Source organism: Pseudomonas sp. GD04015, assembly GCF_029837675.1.
Classification (GTDB): domain Bacteria; phylum Pseudomonadota; class Gammaproteobacteria; order Pseudomonadales; family Pseudomonadaceae; genus Aquipseudomonas; species Aquipseudomonas paralcaligenes.
Genome location: NZ_JAOEEE010000030.1, coordinates 1 through 21,666, shown reverse-complemented (window position 1 = coordinate 21,666; position 21,666 = coordinate 1). Strand labels below are relative to the sequence as shown.

At 69.3% G+C, this 21,666-nt stretch carries 21 protein-coding genes; 12 read left to right on the top strand and 9 right to left on the bottom strand.

The window, feature by feature from the left end; translation table 11 throughout:
- Positions 1-188 precede the first annotated feature (188 nt).
- Positions 189-566, bottom strand: a complete 378-nt coding sequence (locus tag N7640_RS20095; RefSeq protein ID WP_279902815.1) for a DUF423 domain-containing protein — start codon at positions 564-566, stop codon at positions 189-191.
- A gap of 67 nt (positions 567-633) precedes the next feature.
- Between N7640_RS20095 and mtgA the strand changes: the two genes are divergently transcribed.
- Positions 634-1,380, top strand: a complete 747-nt coding sequence (gene mtgA / locus N7640_RS20090) for a monofunctional biosynthetic peptidoglycan transglycosylase (RefSeq protein WP_279902816.1) — start codon at positions 634-636, stop codon at positions 1,378-1,380.
- Here mtgA and N7640_RS20085 read toward each other — a convergent pair whose 3' ends face one another.
- From N7640_RS20085 to ftsY, 5 genes are all read right to left on the bottom strand, one after another.
- The gene (locus N7640_RS20085; RefSeq protein ID WP_279902817.1) at positions 1,381-1,989 is read right to left on the bottom strand and encodes a hypothetical protein; all 609 of its coding nucleotides are present in this window, start codon (positions 1,987-1,989) and stop codon (positions 1,381-1,383) included.
- 193 nt (positions 1,990-2,182) lie between these two features.
- Positions 2,183-3,037, bottom strand: a complete 855-nt coding sequence (gene rpoH, locus N7640_RS20080; RefSeq protein ID WP_220812432.1) for an RNA polymerase sigma factor RpoH — start codon at positions 3,035-3,037, stop codon at positions 2,183-2,185.
- A 115-nt stretch (positions 3,038-3,152) separates the two neighbouring features.
- Positions 3,153-4,163, bottom strand: a complete 1,011-nt coding sequence (ftsX, locus tag N7640_RS20075) for a permease-like cell division protein FtsX (RefSeq protein ID WP_279902819.1) — start codon at positions 4,161-4,163, stop codon at positions 3,153-3,155.
- Positions 4,163-4,831, bottom strand: coding sequence for a cell division ATP-binding protein FtsE (ftsE, locus tag N7640_RS20070; protein WP_220812434.1), 669 nt, complete (start codon positions 4,829-4,831; stop codon positions 4,163-4,165). Before ftsE ends, ftsX begins: the two co-directional genes overlap by 1 nt.
- Positions 4,828-6,300 (bottom strand): signal recognition particle-docking protein FtsY, encoded by a 1,473-nt coding sequence (ftsY, locus tag N7640_RS20065; RefSeq protein ID WP_279902820.1) that lies wholly within the window; start codon positions 6,298-6,300, stop codon positions 4,828-4,830. Before ftsY ends, ftsE begins: the two co-directional genes overlap by 4 nt.
- Before the next feature lie 127 nt (positions 6,301-6,427).
- Here ftsY and N7640_RS20060 point away from each other — a divergent pair, with 127 nt between their 5' ends.
- The 4 genes from N7640_RS20060 to N7640_RS20045 all read left to right on the top strand — a co-directional run bounded on the left by N7640_RS20060 (position 6,428) and on the right by N7640_RS20045 (position 11,089).
- Positions 6,428-7,804, top strand: a complete 1,377-nt coding sequence (locus tag N7640_RS20060) for a pitrilysin family protein (RefSeq protein WP_279902821.1) — start codon at positions 6,428-6,430, stop codon at positions 7,802-7,804.
- The gene (locus tag N7640_RS20055) at positions 7,801-9,285 is read left to right on the top strand and encodes a pitrilysin family protein (protein WP_279902822.1); all 1,485 of its coding nucleotides are present in this window, start codon (positions 7,801-7,803) and stop codon (positions 9,283-9,285) included. The genes N7640_RS20060 and N7640_RS20055 overlap by 4 nt, the downstream gene beginning before the upstream one ends.
- Positions 9,285-9,878, top strand: coding sequence for a 16S rRNA (guanine(966)-N(2))-methyltransferase RsmD (rsmD, locus tag N7640_RS20050; RefSeq protein WP_279902823.1), 594 nt, complete (start codon positions 9,285-9,287; stop codon positions 9,876-9,878). The genes N7640_RS20055 and rsmD overlap by 1 nt, the downstream gene beginning before the upstream one ends.
- 224 nt (positions 9,879-10,102) lie before the next feature.
- A complete protein-coding gene (locus tag N7640_RS20045) occupies positions 10,103-11,089 on the top strand; it encodes a hydrolase (protein ID WP_279902824.1) in 987 nt (328 codons plus the stop codon).
- Here N7640_RS20045 and N7640_RS20040 read toward each other — a convergent pair.
- Positions 11,086-11,496, bottom strand: coding sequence for a transcriptional regulator (locus N7640_RS20040; RefSeq protein ID WP_279902825.1), 411 nt, complete (start codon positions 11,494-11,496; stop codon positions 11,086-11,088). The two genes, N7640_RS20045 and N7640_RS20040, sit on opposite strands and share 4 nt — an antisense overlap.
- A gap of 134 nt (positions 11,497-11,630) precedes the next feature.
- On the opposite strand from N7640_RS20040, the gene N7640_RS20035 reads away from it, so the two are divergent.
- Positions 11,631-11,801, top strand: coding sequence for a hypothetical protein (locus N7640_RS20035; RefSeq protein WP_279902826.1), 171 nt, complete (start codon positions 11,631-11,633; stop codon positions 11,799-11,801).
- A 12-nt stretch (positions 11,802-11,813) separates the two neighbouring features.
- Here N7640_RS20035 and N7640_RS20030 read toward each other — a convergent pair whose 3' ends face one another.
- Positions 11,814-12,479: a TetR/AcrR family transcriptional regulator gene (locus tag N7640_RS20030; RefSeq protein ID WP_220812443.1), complete on the bottom strand. Its 666-nt coding sequence runs from the start codon at positions 12,477-12,479 to the stop codon at positions 11,814-11,816.
- 145 nt (positions 12,480-12,624) lie between these two features.
- Here N7640_RS20030 and N7640_RS20025 point away from each other — a divergent pair, with 145 nt between their 5' ends.
- The 6 genes from N7640_RS20025 (at position 12,625) to ggt (ending at position 19,737) form a co-directional block, all read left to right on the top strand.
- On the top strand, positions 12,625-14,055 hold the full coding sequence (locus N7640_RS20025; protein WP_220812444.1) for a coniferyl aldehyde dehydrogenase: 1,431 nt from the start codon (positions 12,625-12,627) through the stop codon (positions 14,053-14,055).
- 8 nt (positions 14,056-14,063) lie between these two features.
- The gene (locus N7640_RS20020) at positions 14,064-14,609 is read left to right on the top strand and encodes a twin-arginine translocation pathway signal protein (RefSeq protein WP_279902829.1); all 546 of its coding nucleotides are present in this window, start codon (positions 14,064-14,066) and stop codon (positions 14,607-14,609) included.
- A gap of 160 nt (positions 14,610-14,769) precedes the next feature.
- Positions 14,770-16,362 (top strand): GMC family oxidoreductase, encoded by a 1,593-nt coding sequence (locus N7640_RS20015; RefSeq protein WP_279902830.1) that lies wholly within the window; start codon positions 14,770-14,772, stop codon positions 16,360-16,362.
- A gap of 770 nt (positions 16,363-17,132) precedes the next feature.
- Positions 17,133-17,612 (top strand): pantetheine-phosphate adenylyltransferase, encoded by a 480-nt coding sequence (gene coaD / locus N7640_RS20010; RefSeq protein ID WP_220812447.1) that lies wholly within the window; start codon positions 17,133-17,135, stop codon positions 17,610-17,612.
- Between the two features lie 124 nt (positions 17,613-17,736).
- The gene (locus N7640_RS20005) at positions 17,737-17,988 is read left to right on the top strand and encodes a YfhL family 4Fe-4S dicluster ferredoxin (protein WP_220812448.1); all 252 of its coding nucleotides are present in this window, start codon (positions 17,737-17,739) and stop codon (positions 17,986-17,988) included.
- A 69-nt stretch (positions 17,989-18,057) separates the two neighbouring features.
- Positions 18,058-19,737, top strand: a complete 1,680-nt coding sequence (gene ggt, locus N7640_RS20000) for a gamma-glutamyltransferase (protein WP_279902831.1) — start codon at positions 18,058-18,060, stop codon at positions 19,735-19,737.
- Position 19,738: 1 nt separating this feature from the next.
- On the opposite strand, the gene N7640_RS19995 is transcribed toward ggt, so the two are convergent.
- Entirely contained in the window at positions 19,739-21,577 is a 1,839-nt protein-coding gene (locus N7640_RS19995; RefSeq protein WP_279902832.1) for a Na/Pi symporter, read from the bottom strand.
- Positions 21,578-21,666: the final 89 nt, after the last annotated feature.

The following is a 21,666-nucleotide window of genomic DNA, read 5'->3' as shown; positions in this document are numbered from 1 at the left end:
GCTCTATCGGCGGCACTGACCAAGGCATGTGCGTCCGATACCCGGGCAACCGGGCCAGCAACCGCTCTGCCCCGTCATCCCCGCGCAGGCGGGGACCCAGCGAGGCAGCCCTATGGATTCCCGCCTGCGCGAGAATGACGGGTTTTCCTGCTACCTCGCCCATAAGTCCGCCGGGCTGCGCCGTTCCGTCAGGCCCGCCCGGAGCGCAGCGCCGCCAGCCCCAGGCACAGCCAGCCGGCGAGGAAGCACACGCCGCCCAGCGGGGTGATCATGCCGAGCTTGCCCAGGCCGCTGAGCGTCAGCAGGTAGAGGCTGCCGGAAAACAACAGGATGCCGGCGACGAACAGGCTGCCGGCGGCCGTCACCAGGCGCCCGGGGAGGCGCTCGGCGAGCAGCGCCACGCCGAACAGGGCCAGGGCGTGGACCAGCTGGTACTGCACGCCGGTCTGGAACACCGCCAGGTACTCCACGCTCAGCCGGCCCTTGAGGCCATGGGCGGCGAAGGCGCCCAGCGCCACGCCGGAAAAACCGGCCAGGGCCGCCAGCGCCAGAAAGACTCGTAACATGATCCCACTCCCGGACAGACTCGATGCGGCCGCTATAATGGCCCGCTCTCCCTGATCGGGCCAAGCCATGCTGCGCAACCTGTTTCGCCGCCTGACCAAACTGCTGCTGTGGTTCGTCGCCGGTTCGCTGCTGGTGGTGCTGGCGCTGCGCTGGATCGACCCACCCGGCACGGCGCTGATGGCCGAACGCAAGGTCCAGTCGTGGCTCGACGGCCAGCCGATCGACCTGCAGCGCAGCTGGCGGCCGTGGCGGGAGCTGCCGGACGACCTGAAAATCGCGGTGATCGCCGCCGAGGACCAGAAGTTCGCCGAGCACTGGGGCTTCGACGTCGCCGCCATCCGCCAGGCCATGGCGCACAACGCGGGCGGCGGCAACCTGCGCGGCGCCAGCACCATCAGCCAGCAGGTGGCCAAGAACCTGTTCCTCTGGTCTGGCCGCAGCTGGCCGCGCAAGGCGCTGGAAGCCTGGTTCACCGGGCTGATCGAACTGCTCTGGCCGAAGCAGCGCATCCTCGAGGTCTACCTCAACAGCGTGGAATGGAGCGACGGGGTGTTCGGCGCCGAGGCCGCCGCGCGCCACCACTTCAAGATTGGCGCGCCCTACCTGTCGGCCCAGCAGGCCAGCCTGCTGGCCGCCGTGCTGCCCAACCCGCGCGGCTGGAGCGCCAGCCGGCCCAACACCCACGTGCAACGCCGGGCCAACTGGATTCGCCGGCAGAGCCAGCAGCTGGGCGGCAGCCACTACCTCAACCAGCTGGCGCAAAAGCCGATGGCAATGCCGCAGTGGTGGCCGGAGTGGCTGCCGAAGCCCTGATCAGTGGCTGAGCAGGCGCCGGGGCACCACGCGCAGCAGCTGCAGGCGGTCATTCTCGAGGTGAGCGGTCAGGCCCAGCTGCGGATAGACCCAGGCCTCGCCTTCCGGCAGTTGCAGGCGCAGGCGCGGCGCGCCCAGGCTGGCACTCAGGTTCTCCGCGGAGACGGCAGTGGCCTGCCGCGGACGCAGGTTGAGCGCCTCGATGGGGCGTTCGGCCAGCTGCTCGCGCATGGCTTCCGACTGCGGCTGTTCCGGGTCGCCGGGCTTGGTGCCGCTGGCCTGGGCCAGGCTGTCGCGCTGGGCCTGGCTGAGCGCCAGCTCGGCTTCCAGCAGCCAGTTGCCCTCGCCCAGCGCCGGCTCGTCGCGCAGCAGCAGGCGCGGGCCATCCAGGCTCGGCTGCAGCCACAGCTCGGCCTCCGGCAGGCGCGCCGCGAGTTGGCCCAGGTTCAGGCGATCCTCGGCCAGCGGCTGCAGCACCTCGACCTGCCAGGCACCCAGCCAGGGCAGCGGCGCGGCCTTCTCTTCGCGCGGCGTCAGCAGCCAGTAGCCGAGCAGGCAGCTGGCCAGGGCCACGACGGTGAACAACAGGGCGGGCGGACGACGGGTCAAGGCGATCTCCGGGCAGAAAAAAGCCGCACCTGGGTGCGGCTTTTCGGGCTCATTGGAAGCTGCTCACAAGCTCGCGAGCTAGAGCCAGACAAGGCAAAAATGGCCGAGGGAGCGGAGTTTACTGTAGTAAATGAGCATCCCGAGGCCATTTTTAACGCCGGCTGGCCGACGCGCAGCAGCTTGTGTGCAGCTTCTACGCCTGGATAGAGCCTTTCAGCTTATTCATGGCGTTCTTCTCCAGCTGGCGGATGCGCTCGGCGGAGACGTTGTACTTGGCGGCCAGGTCGTGCAGGGTCGCCTTCTCCTCGGCCAGCCAGCGCTGGTTGAGGATGTCGCGGCTGCGCTCGTCCAGGCCTTCCAGCGCCTCGTGCAGGCTGGCGCTGGAGCTGTCGCTCCAGTCGGCGTCCTCAAGCTGCAGGGCCGGGTCGTAGCGATGGTCTTCCAGGTAGTGGGCCGGGGACTGGTAGGCGCTGTCGTCATCGGCGTCGGCCGCCGGGTCGAAGGCCATGTCCTGGCCGGACAGGCGGCTCTCCATCTCGCGCACTTCGCGCGGCTCCACGCCCAGGCTCTCGGCCACGGCATGCACTTCGTCGTTGCTCAGCCAGGCCAGGCGCTTCTTCTGGCTGCGCAGGTTGAAGAACAGCTTGCGCTGGGCCTTGGTGGTGGCGACCTTGACGATGCGCCAGTTGCGCAGGATGAATTCGTGGATTTCCGCCTTGATCCAGTGCACGGCGAAGGACACCAGGCGCACGCCCATCTCCGGGTTGAAGCGCTTGACGGCCTTCATCAGGCCGACGTTGCCTTCCTGGATCAGGTCGGCCTGGGCCAGGCCGTAGCCGGCGTAGCTGCGGGCGATATGGACGACGAAGCGCAGGTGGGCCAGCACCATCTGGCGCGCGGCTTCCAGGTCCTGCTGGTAGTAGAGACTCTCGGCCAGCTCGCGCTCCTGCTCGACGGAGAGCAGCGGGATGCTGTTCACCGCATGCACGTAGGCCTCCAGGTTGGCGCCTGGGACTAGGGCATGGACAGGTTGCAGGGAATTGGTCATCAAAAACCTCCGGTATTACGGGATCGGCGCAGTCTAGCACCGTCGATCCTCTGACGGGCAACCCGCGGGAAAGTTCCCATACAGATAGCCCTGGATCGATAGGAAAACGAAACTGTTACCGTGGCGCAAGCTCGCTCAGGTGCCGCGCCACGGCCAGCCAGGCGCCAATATAGCCGAGCAGAACCGCCCCTAGAAGCAGCGACAGACCATCGGCCGCCGGCACGCCACCCAGGGCGAAATCGCTGCCGTAGAGCCCGGCCAGGCGCACCACAGCGTCGTTCAGCCAGTCCAGGCCGAAGGCGAGCAGGCCCCAGGCGAGCAGGCCGGCGCCCAGGCCGTAGAACGCGCCCATATAAAGGAAGGGACGGCGCACGTAGCCATCGGTGCCACCGACCAGCTTGATCACTTCGATCTCGCTGCGGCGGTTCTCGATGTGCAGGCGAATGGTGTTGCCGATCACCAGCAGCAGGGCCATCACCAGCAGCAGGGTCAGGCCGAAGACGAAGCGGTCGCCCAGGCCGAGGATGGCGGTCAGGCGTTCGACCCACTGCAGGTCGAGCTGGGCCTGGTCGACGCCGGGCAGTTCGGCCAGGCGCTGGCGCAGCGCGTCCAGGGCCACCTTGTCGATCTCTTCCGGGGTTACCACCACCACGGCGGGCAGCGGGTTTTCCGGCAGCTCGCGCAGCGCCTGGCCGAGGCCGGACTGCTCCTCGAAGGCGGCCAGGCCGGCCTCGCTGCCGATGAACTCGGCCTCGGCCACGTTAGGCATGGCGGCGATCTCGTCGCGCAGCTGCAGGCCGGCGTCGTCGCCGGCCTCCTGCTTGAGGTAGAGGGAAATCTGCGCGGCCTTCTGCCAGGAGCCGCCGAGCCGCTCGACGTTGTCCAGCAGCAGGGCCAGGCCCATGGGCAGGGACAGCGCCACGGCCATCACCAGGCAGGTGAAGAAGCTGCCGATCGGCTGGCGCACCAGCCGGCCGAGACTGTCCACCAGGCTGGCGCGGTGACTCTCGACCCAGGCGGCGAACAGGGTGGAGAAGTCCGGCCCCTGCTTGATCGGCTTGTCGGCCTTGGACTGCACCGAGCCGACCCGCTCGGCGGCCTTGATGTTGCGCTGGTTGTCGCTCATCAGCCGGCCTCCCCGTCGCCGATCAGTCGGCCGCGTTGCAGGGTGAGCATGCGGTGGCGCATGCGTGCGATCAGGGCCAGGTCGTGGCTGGCGATCAGCACCGTGGTGCCGAGGCGGTTGATGTCCTCGAACACGCCCATGATCTCGGCGGCCAGGCGCGGGTCAAGGTTGCCGGTGGGTTCGTCCGCCAGCAGCAGGGCCGGGCGGTGGACCACGGCGCGGGCGATGCCGACGCGCTGCTGCTGGCCGGTGGACAGATCGGCCGGGAACTGCTCGGCCTTGTCCGACAGGGACACGCGCTCCAGCGCCGCGCCGACCCGCTTGGCGATGTCCGGCTTGGACAGGCCGAGGATCTGCAGCGGCAGGGCGACGTTGTCGAACACGCTGCGATCGAACAGCAGCTGGTGGTTCTGGAACACCACGCCGATCTGCCGGCGCAGGAAGGGAATCTGCGCGGTGGTGATCTGCGACAGGTCCTGGCCCGCCAGCAGCAGCTTGCCGGTGGTCGGCCGCTCCATCGCCAGCAGCAGGCGCAGCAGGGTGGACTTGCCGGCGCCGGAATGGCCGGTGACGAAGAGGAACTCGCCCCGGCGCACGCGGAAACTCAGTTCGTGCAACCCGACATGGCCATTGGGATACCGCTTGCCGACCTGCTCGAATCGAATCATCCCCGCTCCTTCTCGGCAAACAGTGCCTGGACGAAATCGTCGGCGACGAAGGTGCGCAGATCGTCGATGCCTTCGCCGACGCCGATGTAGCGGATCGGCAGGCCGAACTGCTTGGCCAGGGCGAAGATCACCCCGCCCTTGGCGGTGCCGTCCAGCTTGGTCAGGGCCAGCCCGGTGAGGGCCACGGCCTGGTTGAACTGCTTGGTCTGGTTGATCGCGTTCTGCCCGGTGCCGGCGTCCAGCACCAGCAGCACCTCGTGGGGCGCGGTCTCGTCCAGCTTGCCAATGACCCGACGGACCTTCTTCAGTTCCTCCATCAGGTTGTCCTTGGTGTGCAGACGGCCGGCGGTGTCGGCGATCAGCACGTCTGCGCCCCGGGCCTTGGCGGCCTGCACCGCATCGAAGATCACCGACGCGGAATCGGCGCCGGTGTGCTGGGCGATCACCGCGATATTGTTGCGCTCGCCCCACACCTGCAGCTGCTCGACGGCGGCGGCGCGGAAGGTATCGCCGGCGGCGAGCATGACCTTCTTGCCCTCGCCCTGCAGCTTCTTGGCCAGCTTGCCGATGGTGGTGGTCTTGCCGACGCCGTTCACGCCGACCACCAGGATCACGTAGGGCTGTTTCTCGGCGGTGATCGCCAGCGGCTGCTCGACCGGCTTGAGCAGAGCGCCCAGCTCTTCCTGCAGGGCCTTGTACAGCGCGCCGCTGTCGGCCAGCTCCTTGCGCGCCACGCGCTTGGTCAGGCTGCCGATGATGGCGCCGGTAGCCTCAACGCCGACGTCGGCCATCAGCAGGCGGGTTTCCAGTTCTTCGAGCAGGTCGTCGTCGATGGCCTTCTTGCCGAGGAACAGGCTGGCCATGCCCTCGCCCAGGCTGGCGCTGGTCTTCGACAGGCTCTGCTTGAGGCGGGCGAACCAGCCGCCCTGGTTGTCACCGGGCTTGCTCTGCTCGACCTGCACCGGGACAACCTCGGCCACCGGCTGCGGCTCCGGCGGGACCTCGACCGGCGCGGGCTGCTCGTGCACCGGGTGGGTGACTTCGCTGCCGGCGTTGATGCGGAAGCGGGAGAAGGCCGGACGCGGCTCCTCGGCCGCCGGCACCGCCTCGACCACCGGCAGGTGCTCGACCGGCGGCTGCACCACGACCGGGGCCGGCTCGGCGACGGCTTCGGGCGCGGGTGCAGGCGGCTCGACGGCGGCGGCAGGCTCGACAGCGGCGGGAATCTCGATGGGCGCCTCGGCCGGCGCAGGCGCGGCAGGCGGCTCGGCCAGTGGCGCCGGGCTCGCGGGGGCCTCGGGTGCAGGCTGCTGGGCCTCGGCTACCGGGGCCGGCTCAGCCACGGGCTCGGGCTGCGCTGGCGGGGGTGTTTCCTGGGCGTCCTGCGGTTTCTTGCGCAGCCAGCCGAACAGGGATTTCTTCTCGCCGGGCTGCTCCGGCGATGGCTTGTCGTCTTGGGAACCAAACATGGGTCGCTTGATCTCAGGGGAGCCGCACGGATCGCCGCGCCGCCCCGGAAAAGGATGCGGTATCCTAGCACCTCTTCGCCCGCCGGCGGTACGACCGCCCGGGCTGTCCGACAGGTCCAGATTCCCTATGACAAGACTCGCCCGCCGCTGCGCCGGCCTGCTCCTCGCCACTCTCCTCGCCACTCTCATCGCCCCTCTTGCGGCCATCGCCGCGGAACCGCAACCGACCCACGAATTCCAGCTGGACAACGGCCTCAAGGTCATCGTCCGCGAGGACCACCGCGCGCCCGTGGTGGTCTCCCAGCTCTGGTACAAGGTCGGCTCCAGCTACGAGACGCCCGGCCAGACCGGCCTGTCCCACGCCCTCGAACACATGATGTTCAAGGGCAGCCGCAAGCTCGGCCCCGGCGAGGCCTCGCGCATCCTTCGCGACCTCGGTGCCGAGGAGAACGCCTTCACCAGCGACGACTACACCGCCTATTACCAAGTGCTGTCGCGCGACCGCCTGGCCGTGGCCTTCGAGCTGGAGGCGGACCGCCTGGCCAGCCTCAAGCTGCCGGCCGACGAGTTCGCCCGCGAGATCGAGGTGATCAAGGAGGAGCGCCGCCTGCGCACCGACGACAAGCCCACCTCGCTCGCCTACGAACGCTTCAAGGCCATGGCCTACCCGGCCAGCGGCTACCACACCCCGACCATCGGCTGGATGGCCGACCTCGACCGCATGACGGTCGAGGAACTGCGCCACTGGTACCAGGCCTGGTACGCGCCGAACAACGCCACCCTGGTGGTGGTCGGCGATGTCACCAAGGACGAGGTGCGCGGCCTGGCCGAGAAATACTTCGGCGCCATCCCGCGCCGCGACGTGCCGCCGGCGAAGACTCCCCGCGAACTGGCCGAGCCCGGCGAGCGGCGCATCACCCTCTATGTGAAGACCCAGCTGCCGAGCCTGCTGATGGGCTTCAACGTGCCCGGCCTGGCGACCAGCGCCGACGCCCGCGAGATTCACGCCCTGCGCCTGATCGGCGCGCTGCTCGACGGCGGCTACAGCGCGCGCCTGCCGGCCCGCCTGGAGCGCGGCGAGGAACTGGTGTCCGGCGCCTCGGCCAGCTACGACGCGTTCAAGCGCGGCGACAGCCTGTTCCTGCTCTCCGCCACGCCCAACGTGCAGAAGGGCAAGACCCTGGCGCAGGTCGAGGCGGGCCTGTGGGCCCAGCTCGACGCGCTCAAGCAGACCCCGCCCAGCGCCGAGGAACTGGCCCGTGTGCGTGCCCAGGTGATCGTCGGGCTGGTCTACGAGCGTGACTCGATCACCAGCCAGGCCAGCACCATCGGCTCGCTGGAAACCGTCGGCCTGTCCTGGCAACTGATGGACCAGGACCTGGCCGCCCTCGAGGCCGTCACCCCCGCCGACATCCAGAAGGCCGCGCGCACCTACTTCACCCCGTCGCGCCTGTCGGTCGCCCACATCCTGCCCGAGAACGCCGCAGAAGGAGCCCAGCCATGAGCGAGCGCAACGGCATCCGCTACGGCCTGCTCGGCCTCGTCCTGATCCTGCTGGCCGGCCTGCTGGTGTACATCGCCAGCCGCCCGGTCCAGGCGCCCACCCTGGCCGCCGCGCCCGCCACGCCGGCGCCGCTGGAATCGCTGGCCCTGCTCGAAGGCAAGGCGCCGAGCAAGCGCACCCTGGACATCCAGCGCTGGCAGACCGCCGAAGGCGCCCGGGTGCTGTTCGTCGAGGCGCGCCAGCTGCCGATGTTCGACCTGCGCCTGACCTTCGCCGCCGGCAGCAGCCAGGACGACGGCGTGCCCGGCCTGGCCACCCTGACCAACGCCATGCTCAACGAGGGCGTGCCCGGCAAGGACGTCACCGCCATCGCCGAGGGCTTCGAGAGCCTGGGCGCCGAGTTCGGCAACGGCGCCTACCGCGACATGGCCATCGCCAGCCTGCGCAGCCTCAGCGCCGCCGGGCAGCGCGAGCCGGCCCTGGCCCTGTTCGAGCAGGTGATCGGCCAGCCGACCTTCCCGGCCGACGCCCTGGCGCGGATCAAGAACCAGCTGCTGGCCGGTTTCGAGTACCAGAAGCAGAACCCCGGCAAGCTGGCCGGCCTGCAACTGTTCGAGCGGCTCTACGGCAACCACCCGTACGCCCACCCGAGCGAGGGCAGCGAGCAATCCATCCCCGCCATTTCGGTGGCGCAGCTGCAGGCCTTCCACCACAAGGCCTACGCCGCCGGCAACGTGGTGATCGCCCTGGTCGGCGACCTCTCCCGCGCCGAAGCCGAGGCCATCGCCGCGCAGGTCTCCGCCGCCCTGCCCCAGGGCCCGGCGCTGCCGCGCATCGCCCAGCCCGAGGAGCCCAAGGCCGGCCCCAGCCACATCGAGTTCCCGTCCAACCAGACCCACCTGATGCTGGCCCAGCTCGGCGTCGACCGCCGCGACCCGGACCACGCCGCGCTGACCCTGGGCAACCAGATTCTCGGCGGCGGCGGCTTCGGCACCCGGCTGATGGAGGAAGTGCGCGAGAAGCGCGGCCTGACCTACGGCATCTACTCCGGCTTCAGCGCCATGCAGGCCCGCGGCCCGTTCATGATCAACCTGCAGACCCGCGCCGACCAGAGCGAAGGCACCCTCAAGCTGGTGCAGGACATCCTCGCCGACTACCTGGCCAACGGCCCGACCCAGAAGGAACTGGACGACGCCAAGCGCGAGATGGTCGGCAGCTTCCCGCTGACCACCGCGAGCAACGCCGACATCGTCGGCCAGCTCGGCGCCATGGGCTTCTACGACCTGCCGCTGACCTACCTGGACGACTTCATGAGCGAAGTGCAGGGGCTGACCGTGGAACAGGTGAAAGCCGCCATGGCCAGGCACCTGGCCGTGGACAAGCTGGTCATCGTCAGCGCCGGCCCGACGGTCGAGCAGAAGCCGCTGCCACCGCCCACCGACAAGCCCGCCGAACGGCCGGCCGGCCCGCCGGAGCACTGATGCGCAAGCCCTCCGGCAAACCCGCCCACGGCGGCGGCCAGCTGCGCATCATCGCCGGCCAGTGGCGCTCGCGGCGCTTCGCCTTTCCCGACGGACCGGGCCTGCGACCGACCCCGGACCGGGTGCGCGAGACGCTGTTCAACTGGCTGGCGCCGCACATCGAGGGCGCCCGCGTGCTCGACTGCTTCGCCGGCAGCGGGGCGATGCTGCTGGAGTCCCTGTCCCGGGGCGCCGCCAGCGCCCTCGGCCTGGACCTCAACCCGCAGTCGGTGGCGGCCCTGCGCGGACACCTGGCCACCCTGGACTGCACAACCGGGCAGGTGCAGCAGGTCGATGCGCTGCGCCACCTGGAGAGCCAGCCGGCGACGCCGTTCGACCTGGTGTTCCTCGACCCGCCCTTCCACCAGAACCTGCTGGCCCCGGCCTGCGCCCTGCTCGAAGAGCGCGGCTGGCTGGCGCCGCGCGCCTGGGTCTACTGCGAGAGCGAGACCGCTCCATCCGCCCTCGGCCTGCCCGGCAACTGGCGCCTGCACCGCGAGAAGAAGGCCGGCCAGGTGTACTACTCGCTGTGGGAACGCACGCAGGGCGGGTAAACCCGCGTGTGTGCGGCACCCCCTTTTCGCGGGTTCCACCCGCCCTACCGGGACGACTGTGGGAGCGGCCTTGGCCGCGAAGCTTTTACTCAGCATTCGCGGCCAAGGCCGCTCCCACAACAGCGTGTGGACACGCCCCACGACTGTCATTCAGCCGGCCAATGGTGCTTCCGCTTTGCGCCGTCGCGCTCTAGCCTGATGCTTTGCACCCGAACCGCCCGTCCATGAACGACACCTTCCAACCCGCCTGGTGGCTGCCGAGCCCGCACCTGCAGACCCTCTGGGGCTCGCTGTGCCGCACGCCGCCGCGCCTCGACCGGCAGCGCGAGCGGCTGTGGCTGGAGGATGGCGACTTCCTCGACCTCGACTGGCACGGCCCGCACGAGGCCGACGCGCCGCTGGTGCTGGTGCTGCACGGGCTGACCGGCTCCTCCAGCTCGCACTACGTGCTCGGCCTGCAGCAGCAATTGGCGGCCCAGGGCTGGGCCAGCGTGGCGCTGAACTGGCGTGGCTGCTCCGGCGAGCCCAACCTGCTGCCACGCGGCTACCACTCCGGGGTCAGCGAAGATGTGCTCAGCGTGGTCCGCCACCTGCAGGCCCGGCGGCCGCTGGCGCCGCTGCACGCGGTGGGCTACTCGCTGGGCGGCAACGTGCTGCTCAAGTACCTGGGCGAGACCGGCGCGGACTCCGGCCTGCAGGCGGCGGTGGCAGTGTCCGTGCCGTTCCGCCTGGACCACTGCGCCGAGCGCATCGATCGCGGCTTCTCCAAGGTCTACCAGGCGCACTTCATGCGCGCCCTGGTGGCCTACGTGCGCGACAAGCAGCAGCGCTTCACCGACGAGGGCCACCACGAGCGGCTGGCGGCGCTGCGCGAACTGGGCACGCTGGACGGCATGCGCACCTTCTGGGACTTCGACGGCCGCTTCACCGCGCCGCTGCACGGCTACGCCGACGCCGCCGACTACTACCGGCGCGCCTCCAGCGGCTACTACCTGGGGGACATCCGCACCCGCACCCTGCTGATCCAGGCCGGCGACGACCCCTTCATCTTCCCCCACAGCGTGCCGCGCGCCCACGAACTGTCCCGCAGCACCCGCCTGGAACTGCACGCCCACGGCGGCCACGTCGGTTTCATCGGCGGTACGCCCCGCCGGCCGCAGTTCTATCTGGAAAAGCGCATCCCCGCCTGGCTGGCGGGCGCGAAGGTCTAGTCGTCCTTGGGCTTCTCGCTGCGCACGGCCTGAGCAAAGGCCATGATCACTTCGCGGACGATCTTGCGCTGCGCCGGTGGCAGCGACAGGTAGGCCTCGAAGGTGGCGCGCTCCTGATACAGACCGGCGTCTTCCCAGCGCGCCCGCTGTTCGCGGATGTGGCGGACCGCCTTGTCGCCGTAGCGCAGGGCCTGCGGCTCGATCCGCAGCCATTCGGCCAGCACCAGCAGCTTTTCCTGAGAGGGAATGGATTGTCCGCGCAGCCAGCGCGACACCGCCTGGAAGGTGACCGAACGGCCCCAGTAGCGGGAGTTGAACTCGCGTTCCAGCACGGCGGGGCGCGCGGGATAGCCCGCAGCGGTCATGGCATTGCGCAGGCGTTCGGCGAATTCGGCTTTCTCGTTCATGGAAGCAAAACTAAATTCGCTTTCACGACGAACTTAACTTTCAATTTAATCTTCTATTAAATAGTTGGTTCAGTTTTACTGAAGGCTTTCGCCGAACCAAGTTCCGGGCTCGGCGGCACAGGAGGAAGACGCACATGGACAAGGAAACGAGTGAGAGGAACGCGCGTATACGCGATCTTTCCCGACGCACCCTGGAAGCGCTGTCGGCGCTCATCGAGCGGGTGCATGACCCGGTCGCCAAGGCGCGCCTGGAGCAGCACCAGGCGCGGCTGCGCAAGCGTCTGGAAGAAAGACGGCGGCACTAGCCGCCTAGCGCTTCATCCCGACAGTACCGCCGCCATCGGCACGTGCAGGCGCGCCAGCAGCGCCTGCACGGCGTCGCGCGCCGACTCGGTGACGTGGCCGCTCTCCAGCGCCAGGATCTGGTAGATGCCGCGACGCATCAGCTCTTCGCTGAGGTCGCCGGGGTTGCTGCGGATGGTGCACAGGAAGCGCACCCAGGAGGTCAGGATGATCCAGCTGTTGAGGGTCAGCGCCTCGATCTGCTGCTCGTCCATGGCCAGGATGTCGGCGGCGACGAAGCCCTGGTAGATGTCCGAGGCCGCCCGCAGGCAGCGGTGGGCGAAGGCGCGGTAGCGCTCGGCCAGCTCCAGGTCGCTTTCCAGCAGGTGCTCCAGGTCGCGGTGCAGGAAGCGGTAGTGCCACATGGCCGCCAGCAGCGCCTCCAGGTAGAAGGTCTTGTCCTCCACTGTCAGCGCGCGGCCCTCGGGCAGGCGCAGGAAGGTGTCGACCCGGCTTTCGTATTCGGCGAACAGCTCGGCGATGATCGCCTGCTTGTTGCGGAAGTGGTAGTACAGGTTGCCCGGCGAGATGCCCAGGTGCGCGGCGATGTGGTTGGTGGTGACACTGCGCTCGCCCTGGGCGTTGAACAGCTCCAGGCTGGCTTCGACGATGCGGTCGCGGGTCTTGTTCTTCGGGGCCATGGTTCGGCTCGGCGCGAGAAAAGGGACAAAAGTACAGGGAAGCGGCCGATCTGACGACCGGCGCGGTCCGTGATTGACAGTTTAGAGCAATTACTCTAAAAATCGACTTCACCAATCCGCCGTTCCTTCGAGAGGACGCTCCGCCATGGTCGCCGACGTTGCCTATCTCCAACAAAACCAACAACAGATAGACGCCCTGGAGCCGCTGCTGGCCGCCCAGCGCGCCGCCTACCGCGCCAACCCGATGCCGTCGGCCGAGCAGCGCCGCGCCTGGCTCAAGGCCCTGCGCGAGCTGATCCTGAGCGAGCAGCAGGCGCTGGTCGAGGCGGTGTCCCGCGATTTCAGCAACCGCGCCGCCAACGAAACCCTGCTGGCCGAGATCATGCCCAGCCTGCACGGCATCGACTACACCAGCAAGCGCCTGGGCAAGTGGATGAAGCCGTCGCGGCGCAGCGTCGGCGCGGCCTTCCAGCCGGCCTCGGCGCGGGTGGTGTACCAGCCGCTCGGCGTGGTCGGCGTGATCGTGCCGTGGAACTACCCGCTGTACCTGGCCTTCGGCCCGCTGATCGGCGCCCTGGGCGCCGGCAACCGGGTGATGATCAAGATGAGCGAGTCGACCCCGGCCACCTCGCAGCTGGTCAAGGACCTGCTCGCGCGCATCTTCCCCGAGGACCACGTGGCCGTGGTGCTGGGCGAGGCCGAGGTCGGCCAGGCGTTCTCGCGCCTGCCCCTCGATCACCTGCTGTTCACTGGCGCCACCAGCATCGGCAAGCACGTGATGCGCGCCGCCGCCGAGAACCTGGTGCCGGTCACCCTGGAGCTGGGCGGCAAGTCGCCGGCCATCGTCTCCGCCGACGTTCCGCTGGAAGACGCCGCCGAGCGCATCGCCTTCGGCAAGACCATGAACGCCGGGCAGACCTGCGTGGCACCGGACTACGTGCTGGTGCCGGAGGAGCGCGTCGAGGGCTTCGTCGCCGCCTACCGCGCCACCGTGCAGCGCTTCTATCCGAAGCTGGAAAACAACCCGGACTACACCGCCATCATCAACGAGCGCCAGCTGTCGCGCCTCAAGGGCTACATCACTGACGCCGAGGCCAAGGGCGCGCAGCTGGTGCCGCTGTTCCCCGGCGACCAGGGCCGCCGCCTGGCCCACAGCCTGGTGCTCAACGTCTCCGACGAGATGAAGCTGATGCAGGAGGAAATCTTCGGCCCGCTGCTGCCCGTGGTGCCGTACAAGCGCCTGGAAGATGCCTTCGCCTATATAAACGACCGCCCGCGCCCGCTGGCGCTGTACTACTTCGGCTACGACAAGGGCGAGCAGCAGCGCGTGCTGCACGAGACCCACTCCGGCGGCGCCTGCATCAACGACACCCTGCTGCACGTGCCTCAGGACGACATGCCGTTCGGCGGTATCGGCCCGTCCGGCATGGGCCACTACCACGGCCACGAGGGTTTCCTGACCTTCAGCAAGGCCAAGGGCGTGCTGATCAAGCAGCGCTTCAACGCCGCGCGCTTCATCTACCCGCCGTACGGCACCGCGATCCAGAAGCTGATCCACAAGCTGTTCATCCGCTGAGGCCCGCCATGACCGATCTCTCCACCGCCGCGCCGCCGCTGTCGCGCCGCGGCCTGCTCAAGGTCGGCCTGCTCGGCGGCGCCTTCCTCGCCACCGCGGGGGTCACCGCCACCCTCAGCGGCTGCTCCAGCGATGGCGCGGCCGCCGGCTTCTCGGTGCTGCGCGCCAGCGACCTGCCCAGCCTGCGCGCCATCGTCCCGGTGATGCTGGAGGGCGCGGTCGAACCGGGCGCCATGCAGGCGGCGGTGGACGCCACCGTGCAGGGCATCGACCGCAACCTGGGCTACCTCTCGCCCGAACTGCTCAAGCTCACCCAGCAGTTGCTGGACGTGCTGGCCATGGCCGTCACCCGCGGCCCGCTGACCGGCATCTGGGGCAGCTGGGAAAACGCCAGCGCGGAGGACGTGCGCCGCTTCCTCGACCGCTGGGAACACAGCTCGCTGGACCTGCTGCGCATGGGCCACACCTCGCTGCTGCAGCTGGTGCTGATGGCCTGGTATGCGCGGCCGCAGTCGTGGGCCCACTGTGGCTACCCCGGCCCGCCGAGGTTCTGACGGCCGGCTGCGCGTCGGCCAGGCGTCGTTGCAAGTGCGCTCGGACAGGTCATTTACAACTCGTAAACTCCCCGTCCTCGTGCACTTGCGCCTAGCCTGACTCTAGCTCGCTCGGCCTCGACTCCGAGCACAACGACAAGAACAAGAAAGAGAGCCTGAAATGCCTGTACCCGATAGCTTCCGCGAAGGCATCGCCCGCGGCTGGACCACCTACGACGGCTCGCGCCTGGACAAGGACCTGCTGCTGGAGGCCGACGTCGCCATCATCGGCAGCGGCGCCGGCGGCGGCACCACGGCGGAAATCCTCAGCGCCGCCGGGTTCAAGGTGCTGCTGATCGAGGAAGGCCCGCTGAAGACCAGCAGCGACTTCAAGATGCAGGAGGCCGACGCCTACCCGCAGCTGTACCAGGAAGGCATCGGCCGGATGAGCAAGGACGGCGCCATCACCATCATGCAGGGCCGCGCCGTGGGCGGCACCACCCTGGTCAACTGGACCTCCAGCTTCCGCACCCCGGAGCCGACCCTGGCCCACTGGGCCGAGGCCCACAGTGTGCAGGGCCACGGTGCCGCCGAGATGGCGCCCTGGTTCGAGAAGATGGAACAGCGCCTGGGCGTGGCGCCCTGGGCCATCCCGCCGAACCCGAACAACGCGGTGATCAGCGCCGGCTGCGAGAAGCTCGGCTACGCCTGGCACATCATCCCGCGCAACGTGCGCGGCTGCTGGAACCTGGGCTACTGCGGCATGGGCTGCCCGGTCAACGCCAAGCAGTCGATGCTGGTCACCACCATTCCCGCCGCCCTCGACCAGGGCGGCGCCCTGCTCTACCTGGCCCGCGCCGAGCGCCTGCTGCACGACGGCGAGCACGTCACCGGCCTGGAGTGCCTGGGCATGGACGAACGCGCGGTGGCGCCCAACGGCCGGCGCATCATGGTCAAGGCGCGCCACTACGTGCTGGCCGGCGGCGGCATCAACTCGCCGGCGCTGCTGCTGCGCTCCCAGGCGCCGGACCCGCACGCGCGGGCCGGCAAGCGCACCTTCCTGCACGTGGTGAACTTCTCCGCGGCACAGTTCGAGCAGATGATCGCTCCCTTCTACGGCGCGCCGCAGTCGGTCTATTCCGACCACTTCCAGTGGAACGACGGCACCACCGGGCAGATGTCCTACAAGCTGGAAGTGCCACCGCTGCACCCGGCCCTGGCGGCCACCCTGCTCGGCCGCTTCGGCGTCGACAACGCCCTGCGCATGGAGCAGCTGCCGCACACCAACGTGATGCTGGCGCTGATGCGCGACGGCTTCCACCCGGACAGCGCCGAGGGCACCGTGGAGCTGCGCGGCGACGGCACCCCGGTGCTCGACTACCGCATGACCGACTACACCTGGGACGGCATCCGCAGGGCCTTCCACAGCATGGCCGAGATCCAGTTCGCCGCCGGCGCCAAGGCGGTGCTGCCGGTGCACGCCCAGGCCGACTACGCGAAGACCCTGGCCGAGGCCCGAGCGCTGATCGACCGCCTCGACCTGCGCCTTTACCAGACCCGCCTGGGCAGCGCCCACGTGATGGGCGGCTGCGCCATGGGCGAGGACCCGCGGCAGGCGGTCACCGACAGCCTGGGGCGCCACCACCAGCTGGAGAACCTGTCGATCCACGACGGCTCGCTGTTCCCCACCAGCATCGGCGCCAACCCGCAGCTGTCGATCTACGGCCTCACCGCCAAGCTCTCTACCCTGCTGGCCGAACGCCTGAAGGCCTGAGTGCGGGATGATCGGTAGAGCGGTGCTGCGTCCCCCGTCGTCCCCGCGAAGGCGGGGACCCAGAGACGCGCCATCCCCCCCACCTGGATTCCCGCCTGCGCGGGAATGACGGAGTTTTCTACCTTGTCCATCCAGGGTTCCACCCGCTTGCCCTCCCTGCACCATCGAGGCACGTGGCTGGAACTGCAGCTGCACGCCCCCTACACCCCCGTCGTCCCCGCGAAGGCGGGGACCCAGAGACGCGCTATCCCGGCCTGCGCCTGGATTCCCGCCTGTGCGGGAATAACGGAGTTTCCGGCTTTGTCCGTCCAGAACTTCACCCCATTGCCCTCCCTGCCGCCATCAAGGCACGTGGGTGGAACTGCAGCTGCACGCCCCCACACACTCCGTCGTCCCCGCGAAGGCGGGGACCCAGAGACGCGCTATCCCGGCCTGCACCTGGATTCCCGCTTTCGCGGGAATGACGGAGTTTCCGGTCTTGTCCGTCCAGAACTTCACCCCATTGCCCTCCCTGCGCCATCAAAGCACGTGGGTGGAACTGCAACTGTACGCCCCCCACACACCCGTCGTCCCCGCGAAGGCGGGAACCCAGCGACGCGCCATCCCGGCCTGCGCCTGGATTCCCGCCTGTGCGGGAATGACGGAATCTACCGCCTCGCCCACACAGCCCCATCCCCCGATCACCCTGCCACTGCGCGCCATGCTTGGCCCCGAGCGAAGCGCTGCGCTACCATCCGCGACTCTTCCCGCCTTCCGAACAGGACGATGCGATGAATCGAGTGTTGTACCCGGGCACCTTCGACCCCATCACCAAGGGCCACGGCGACCTTATCGAGCGTGCCTCGCGCCTGTTCGACACGGTGATCATCGCGGTAGCCGCCAGCCCGAAGAAGAACCCGCTGTTCCCGCTTGAGCAACGGGTCGAACTGGCCAGGGAAGTCACCAAGCACCTGCCCAACGTCGAGGTGGTGGGTTTCTCCACCCTGCTGGCGCACTTCGTCAAGGAGCAGCAGGCCAACGTCTTCCTCCGTGGCCTGCGGGCGGTGTCGGACTTCGAGTACGAGTTCCAGCTGGCCAACATGAACCGTCAGCTGGCGCCGGACGTGGAGAGCATGTTCCTCACCCCGTCGGAGAAGTATTCCTTCATCTCCTCCACCCTGGTGCGCGAGATCGCCGCGCTGGGCGGCGACATCAGCAAGTTCGTCCACCCGGCGGTGGCCGACGCCCTGGCCGAGCGCTTCAAACGGTAATCCCCGGGCTGCGAGCGGGCGGCTCCGTCGCCCGCGCATGGCGCGAAGCCGGCCGATCCGGCACAATTCGCCCACTGAATGCCTGAAAGTGCCATGCCCGCCGGGCCTGGCAGGAGTTGCCCCGATGTCCCTGAAGATCACCGACGACTGCATCAACTGCGACGTCTGCGAACCCGAGTGCCCGAACGCCGCCATCTCCCAGGGGGAAGAGATCTACGTGATCGACCCCAACCTGTGCACCGAATGCGTGGGCCACTACGACGAGCCGCAGTGCCAGCAGGTCTGCCCGGTGGACTGCATCCCCCTCGACGACGCCAACGTCGAGAGCAAGGAGCAGTTGATGGACAAGTACAAGCGCATCACCGGCAAGGCCTGAAACACTCCCACGCCCCATCGCGGGTCGATCTCCGCTAGGCTTCAAGCCTGCCAAGCCCGGATCGATCCCATGCCGTTCAAACCCCTTCTCGCCTGCCTGCTGCTGAGCGGCGCCCTCGCCGCCCAGGCCGCGCCGCGCCCCGAGCAGGCCGCCGTCGCCAGCGCCCACCCCGCCGCCACGGTGGCCGGCCTGGAAACCCTGGCCCACGGCGGCAACGCCTTCGATGCCGCAATCGCCATCGCCGCCGCCCTGGCGGTGGCCGAGCCCTATGGCTCGGGTCTCGGCGGTGGTGGTTTCTTCCTGCTGCGCCAGGCTGGAGAGCCACCGACCTATCGCTTCATCGACGCCCGCGAGCGCGCCCCGGCGGCGGCCGGCCCCGATCTGTACCGACGCAATGGCACGGTGCAGCGCGAGCTGTCGCTGAACGGCCCGCTAGCCGCCGCCATTCCCGGCCTGCCGGCGGCGCTGGACCACCTGGCCCGGCACTACGGCACGCTGCCGCTGAACGACTCGCTGACGCCCGCCATTCGCCTGGCCCGCGACGGCGTCGGCATCGACCGCATCTACCGCGAACGCGCCGAATGGCGCCTGCAGGCCCTGCAGCAGGACCCGACCAGCGCCGCCATCTTCCTCGACCAGAACCGCGTGCCGCCGCTGCATGGCCTGCTGCGCCAACCGCCCCTGGCGCGCACCCTTGAGCGCCTGGCCAAGGACGGGCACGCCGGCTTCTACCAGGGCGAGACGGCGCGCCTGCTGCTGGAGGGCGTGACGGCCGGCGGCGGCGTGTGGAGCGCCCGCGACCTGCGCGACTATCGGGTGATCGAGCGCCAGCCGCTGCGCATCACCCTGGACGGCGGCCGCGAGCTGATCGGCGCACCGCCGCCCTCGGCCGGCGGCGTGGCCCTGGCCCAGAGCCTGCTGATGCTGCAGCAGCTGCCCTGGCAGAAGGCCGGCGCCGTGCAGCGCAGCCACTACGTGGTCGAGACCCTGCGCCGCGCCTACCGCGACCGCGGCCTGCTGGGCGACCCTGACCACGTGCGCAACCCGCTGCCGCAGCTGCTCGCCCCCGACTACCTGCGTGGCCTGGCCAAGGGCATCGCCCTGCAGCACGCCACGCCCAGCGCCAGCCTGCCGCCGGCGCCGGCCTGGCGCGAGGGCGACCACACCACCCACTTCACCGTGCTCGACGGCGAGGGCAACGCGGTGGCCGCCACCCTGTCGATCAACCTGCCGTTCGGCGCCGCCTTCACCGCGCCCGGCACCGGCGTGGTGCTGAACAACGAGATGGACGACTTCGCCGCCGACCCGAAGGGCAGCAACGTCTACGGCCTGGCCGGCAGCCACGCCAACGCCGTCGCCCCGGGCAAGCGGCCGCTGTCGAGCATGAGCCCGACCTTCATCGAGAGCGAGCAGGAACTGGCCTCGTTCGGCACGCCGGGCGGCAGCCGCATCCCCAGCATGGTGCTGCTGGCGGTGCTCGACTACCTGGACGGCAAGCCGGTGCAACAGTGGACGGCCACCCCGCGCTATCACCACCAGTACCTGCCGGACGTGATCGAGTACGAGCCGGACGCCTTCGGCCCCGGCCAGTTGAGCGGCCTGGAGATGCGTGGCCATCGCCTCAAGCGGGTCGAGCGCGGCTTCGGCAACCAGCAGGTGCTGCTGTGGCACAAGCGCAGCGGCCAGGTGGAAGCGGCCAGCGACCCACGGGGTGTGGGCCGCGCCGCGCTGCTGAAGCAGGCGGACTGAGCTATTCGAGGACGATCAGCGGGCCGCTCTCCGGCTCGACCTGGCGCAGGCCGTGCAGCGGCCCCTGCTCCTCGGCCAGCAGCAGGACGTTGCGCAGGCTCTGGAAGATGCGCCCGACGTAGCCCAGGTCGTTCATCAGCGAACTGGTCTGCAGGCCATCCAGCTGGCCCTGGCGGACCAGGGCGAACAGCCGCTCGCGATAGACCCGGTCGAACTCCGCCGCCTCGTCGTCCAGCATGCGCAGGCGCGCGCTCCAGGCCTCGTCGCTGACATCCAGGCGGGACAGCTCGTAGAGTTCGTGCAGCAGCGCCAGCAGGTGGCCGCGCAGCTCGACGTACGCCGAGCGCACGGTGGACGGTTCCTGGCGCAGGTACAGGCCCAGGTTCTTCTGCAGGTGCTTGGCGTCCTTGACCGCGTCCACCAGCTGCAGCGCGGCGAGCTGGCCGGCCATCCAGAACTGCCGGTGCGCCTCGTCCAGCGGCAGCTCCAGGCGCCCCATGAAGCTCAGCAGGTCGCCGTACACGCCCTTGATGTGCCGCTGGTACAGGGCCTCGGCCTCCAGCGCGTGGGAGTCGGGCGCGGCGCGCAGCAGCGCCTCGTCGCCGCGCACCCGGGCCAACTGGTCCACCGGCAGGTACAGGGCATGGCAGATCACCTCCAGGCTGAGCCGGCTGAGGTGACGCAGCTCGCGCATCACCGCGCTGGCGGCGGCGTCCACCGAGTCCAGCGCCTGGTCGTTGAGGTAGCGCGCGCGGGTGCGCGGGAATTCCTGCGGGCCTGGGGTGGCCAGCTCGGTGATCAGCACCTGCGGCTCGGCCTTCTCCGGCAGCCAGCGCAGCAGCAGCCGGGCGAGCAGCCCCTGCCAGGGCCAGAACAGCAGCACGCCGAAGGCGTTGAACAGGCTGTGGAACAGGGCCAGCTGGATCAGGCTGTTGTTGCCCAGCCCGACCAGCCCGGTGAGCCACTGCACCAGCCAGGTGAGCGGGGTGAGCAGGAGGAAGGCGAGCAGCGCGGTAACCACGTTGAACAGCACATGGGCCAGCGCCAGGCGCTGGCCGCTGCGGTTGCCGCCGAGGGAGCCGACGATCGCGGTGCTGACGCTGCTGCCGACGTTCGAGCCGATGGCGATGGCCAGGCTCTGGCCCAGTTCCAGCTGGCCGCTGGCCAGCGCCGCCAGGGTCAGCATCAGCGTGGCATGGCTGGACTGCAGCACCACGGTCGCCACCAGGCCGATCAGGGTGAACAGCAGCTGCCCGGACAGTCCCTCCGCCCGGTAGATGGCCAGGTCCATGTCGCCGCCGAAGCTGGAGAAGCCGTCCTTGATCTGGTCGATGCCGAGGAAGATGAAGGCGATGCCCAGCACGATACGCCCGGCCGCCTTGCTCTTCGCCCCGTTGAAGCCGGCCAGCACGCCGAACACCAGCAGCGGCAGGGCCAGCGGGCTGAGGCTGAGGTCCTGCCCGGCCAGCGCCAGCAGCCAGATGCCGCTGGTGGCGCCGAGGTTGGCGCCGAACAGGATGGCGATGCCGCCGGCCAGCTGGATCAGACCGGTGCTGATGAAGGCGATGGTCAGCAGCGACACCAGGGTGCTCGATTGCAGCAGCATGGTGCCGCCGACGCCGAACAGCATGGCCTTGCCCGACGTGGCCGTGCTACGGCCGAGCAACTGCTCCAGCTTGCCGCCCGCCAACTGGCGCAGGCCCTCCTCCAGACACTGCATGCCGAACAAGAACAGGGCCAAGCCGGCGCACAGCTGCAGCCAGCCGGCGCTGCTCCAGAAAGACCAGGCCAGGCCGCCCGCCAACAGCGCCAGCAGGCTCGCACGTCCGAATGGGTTCACAGCGTCGCTCCCTTATGCGTTTCGCGCATATTAATGGCACAGCCGCTGGCGGAGCTACGAACGGGGCGGCGGTAGGGGCAAGACTATGA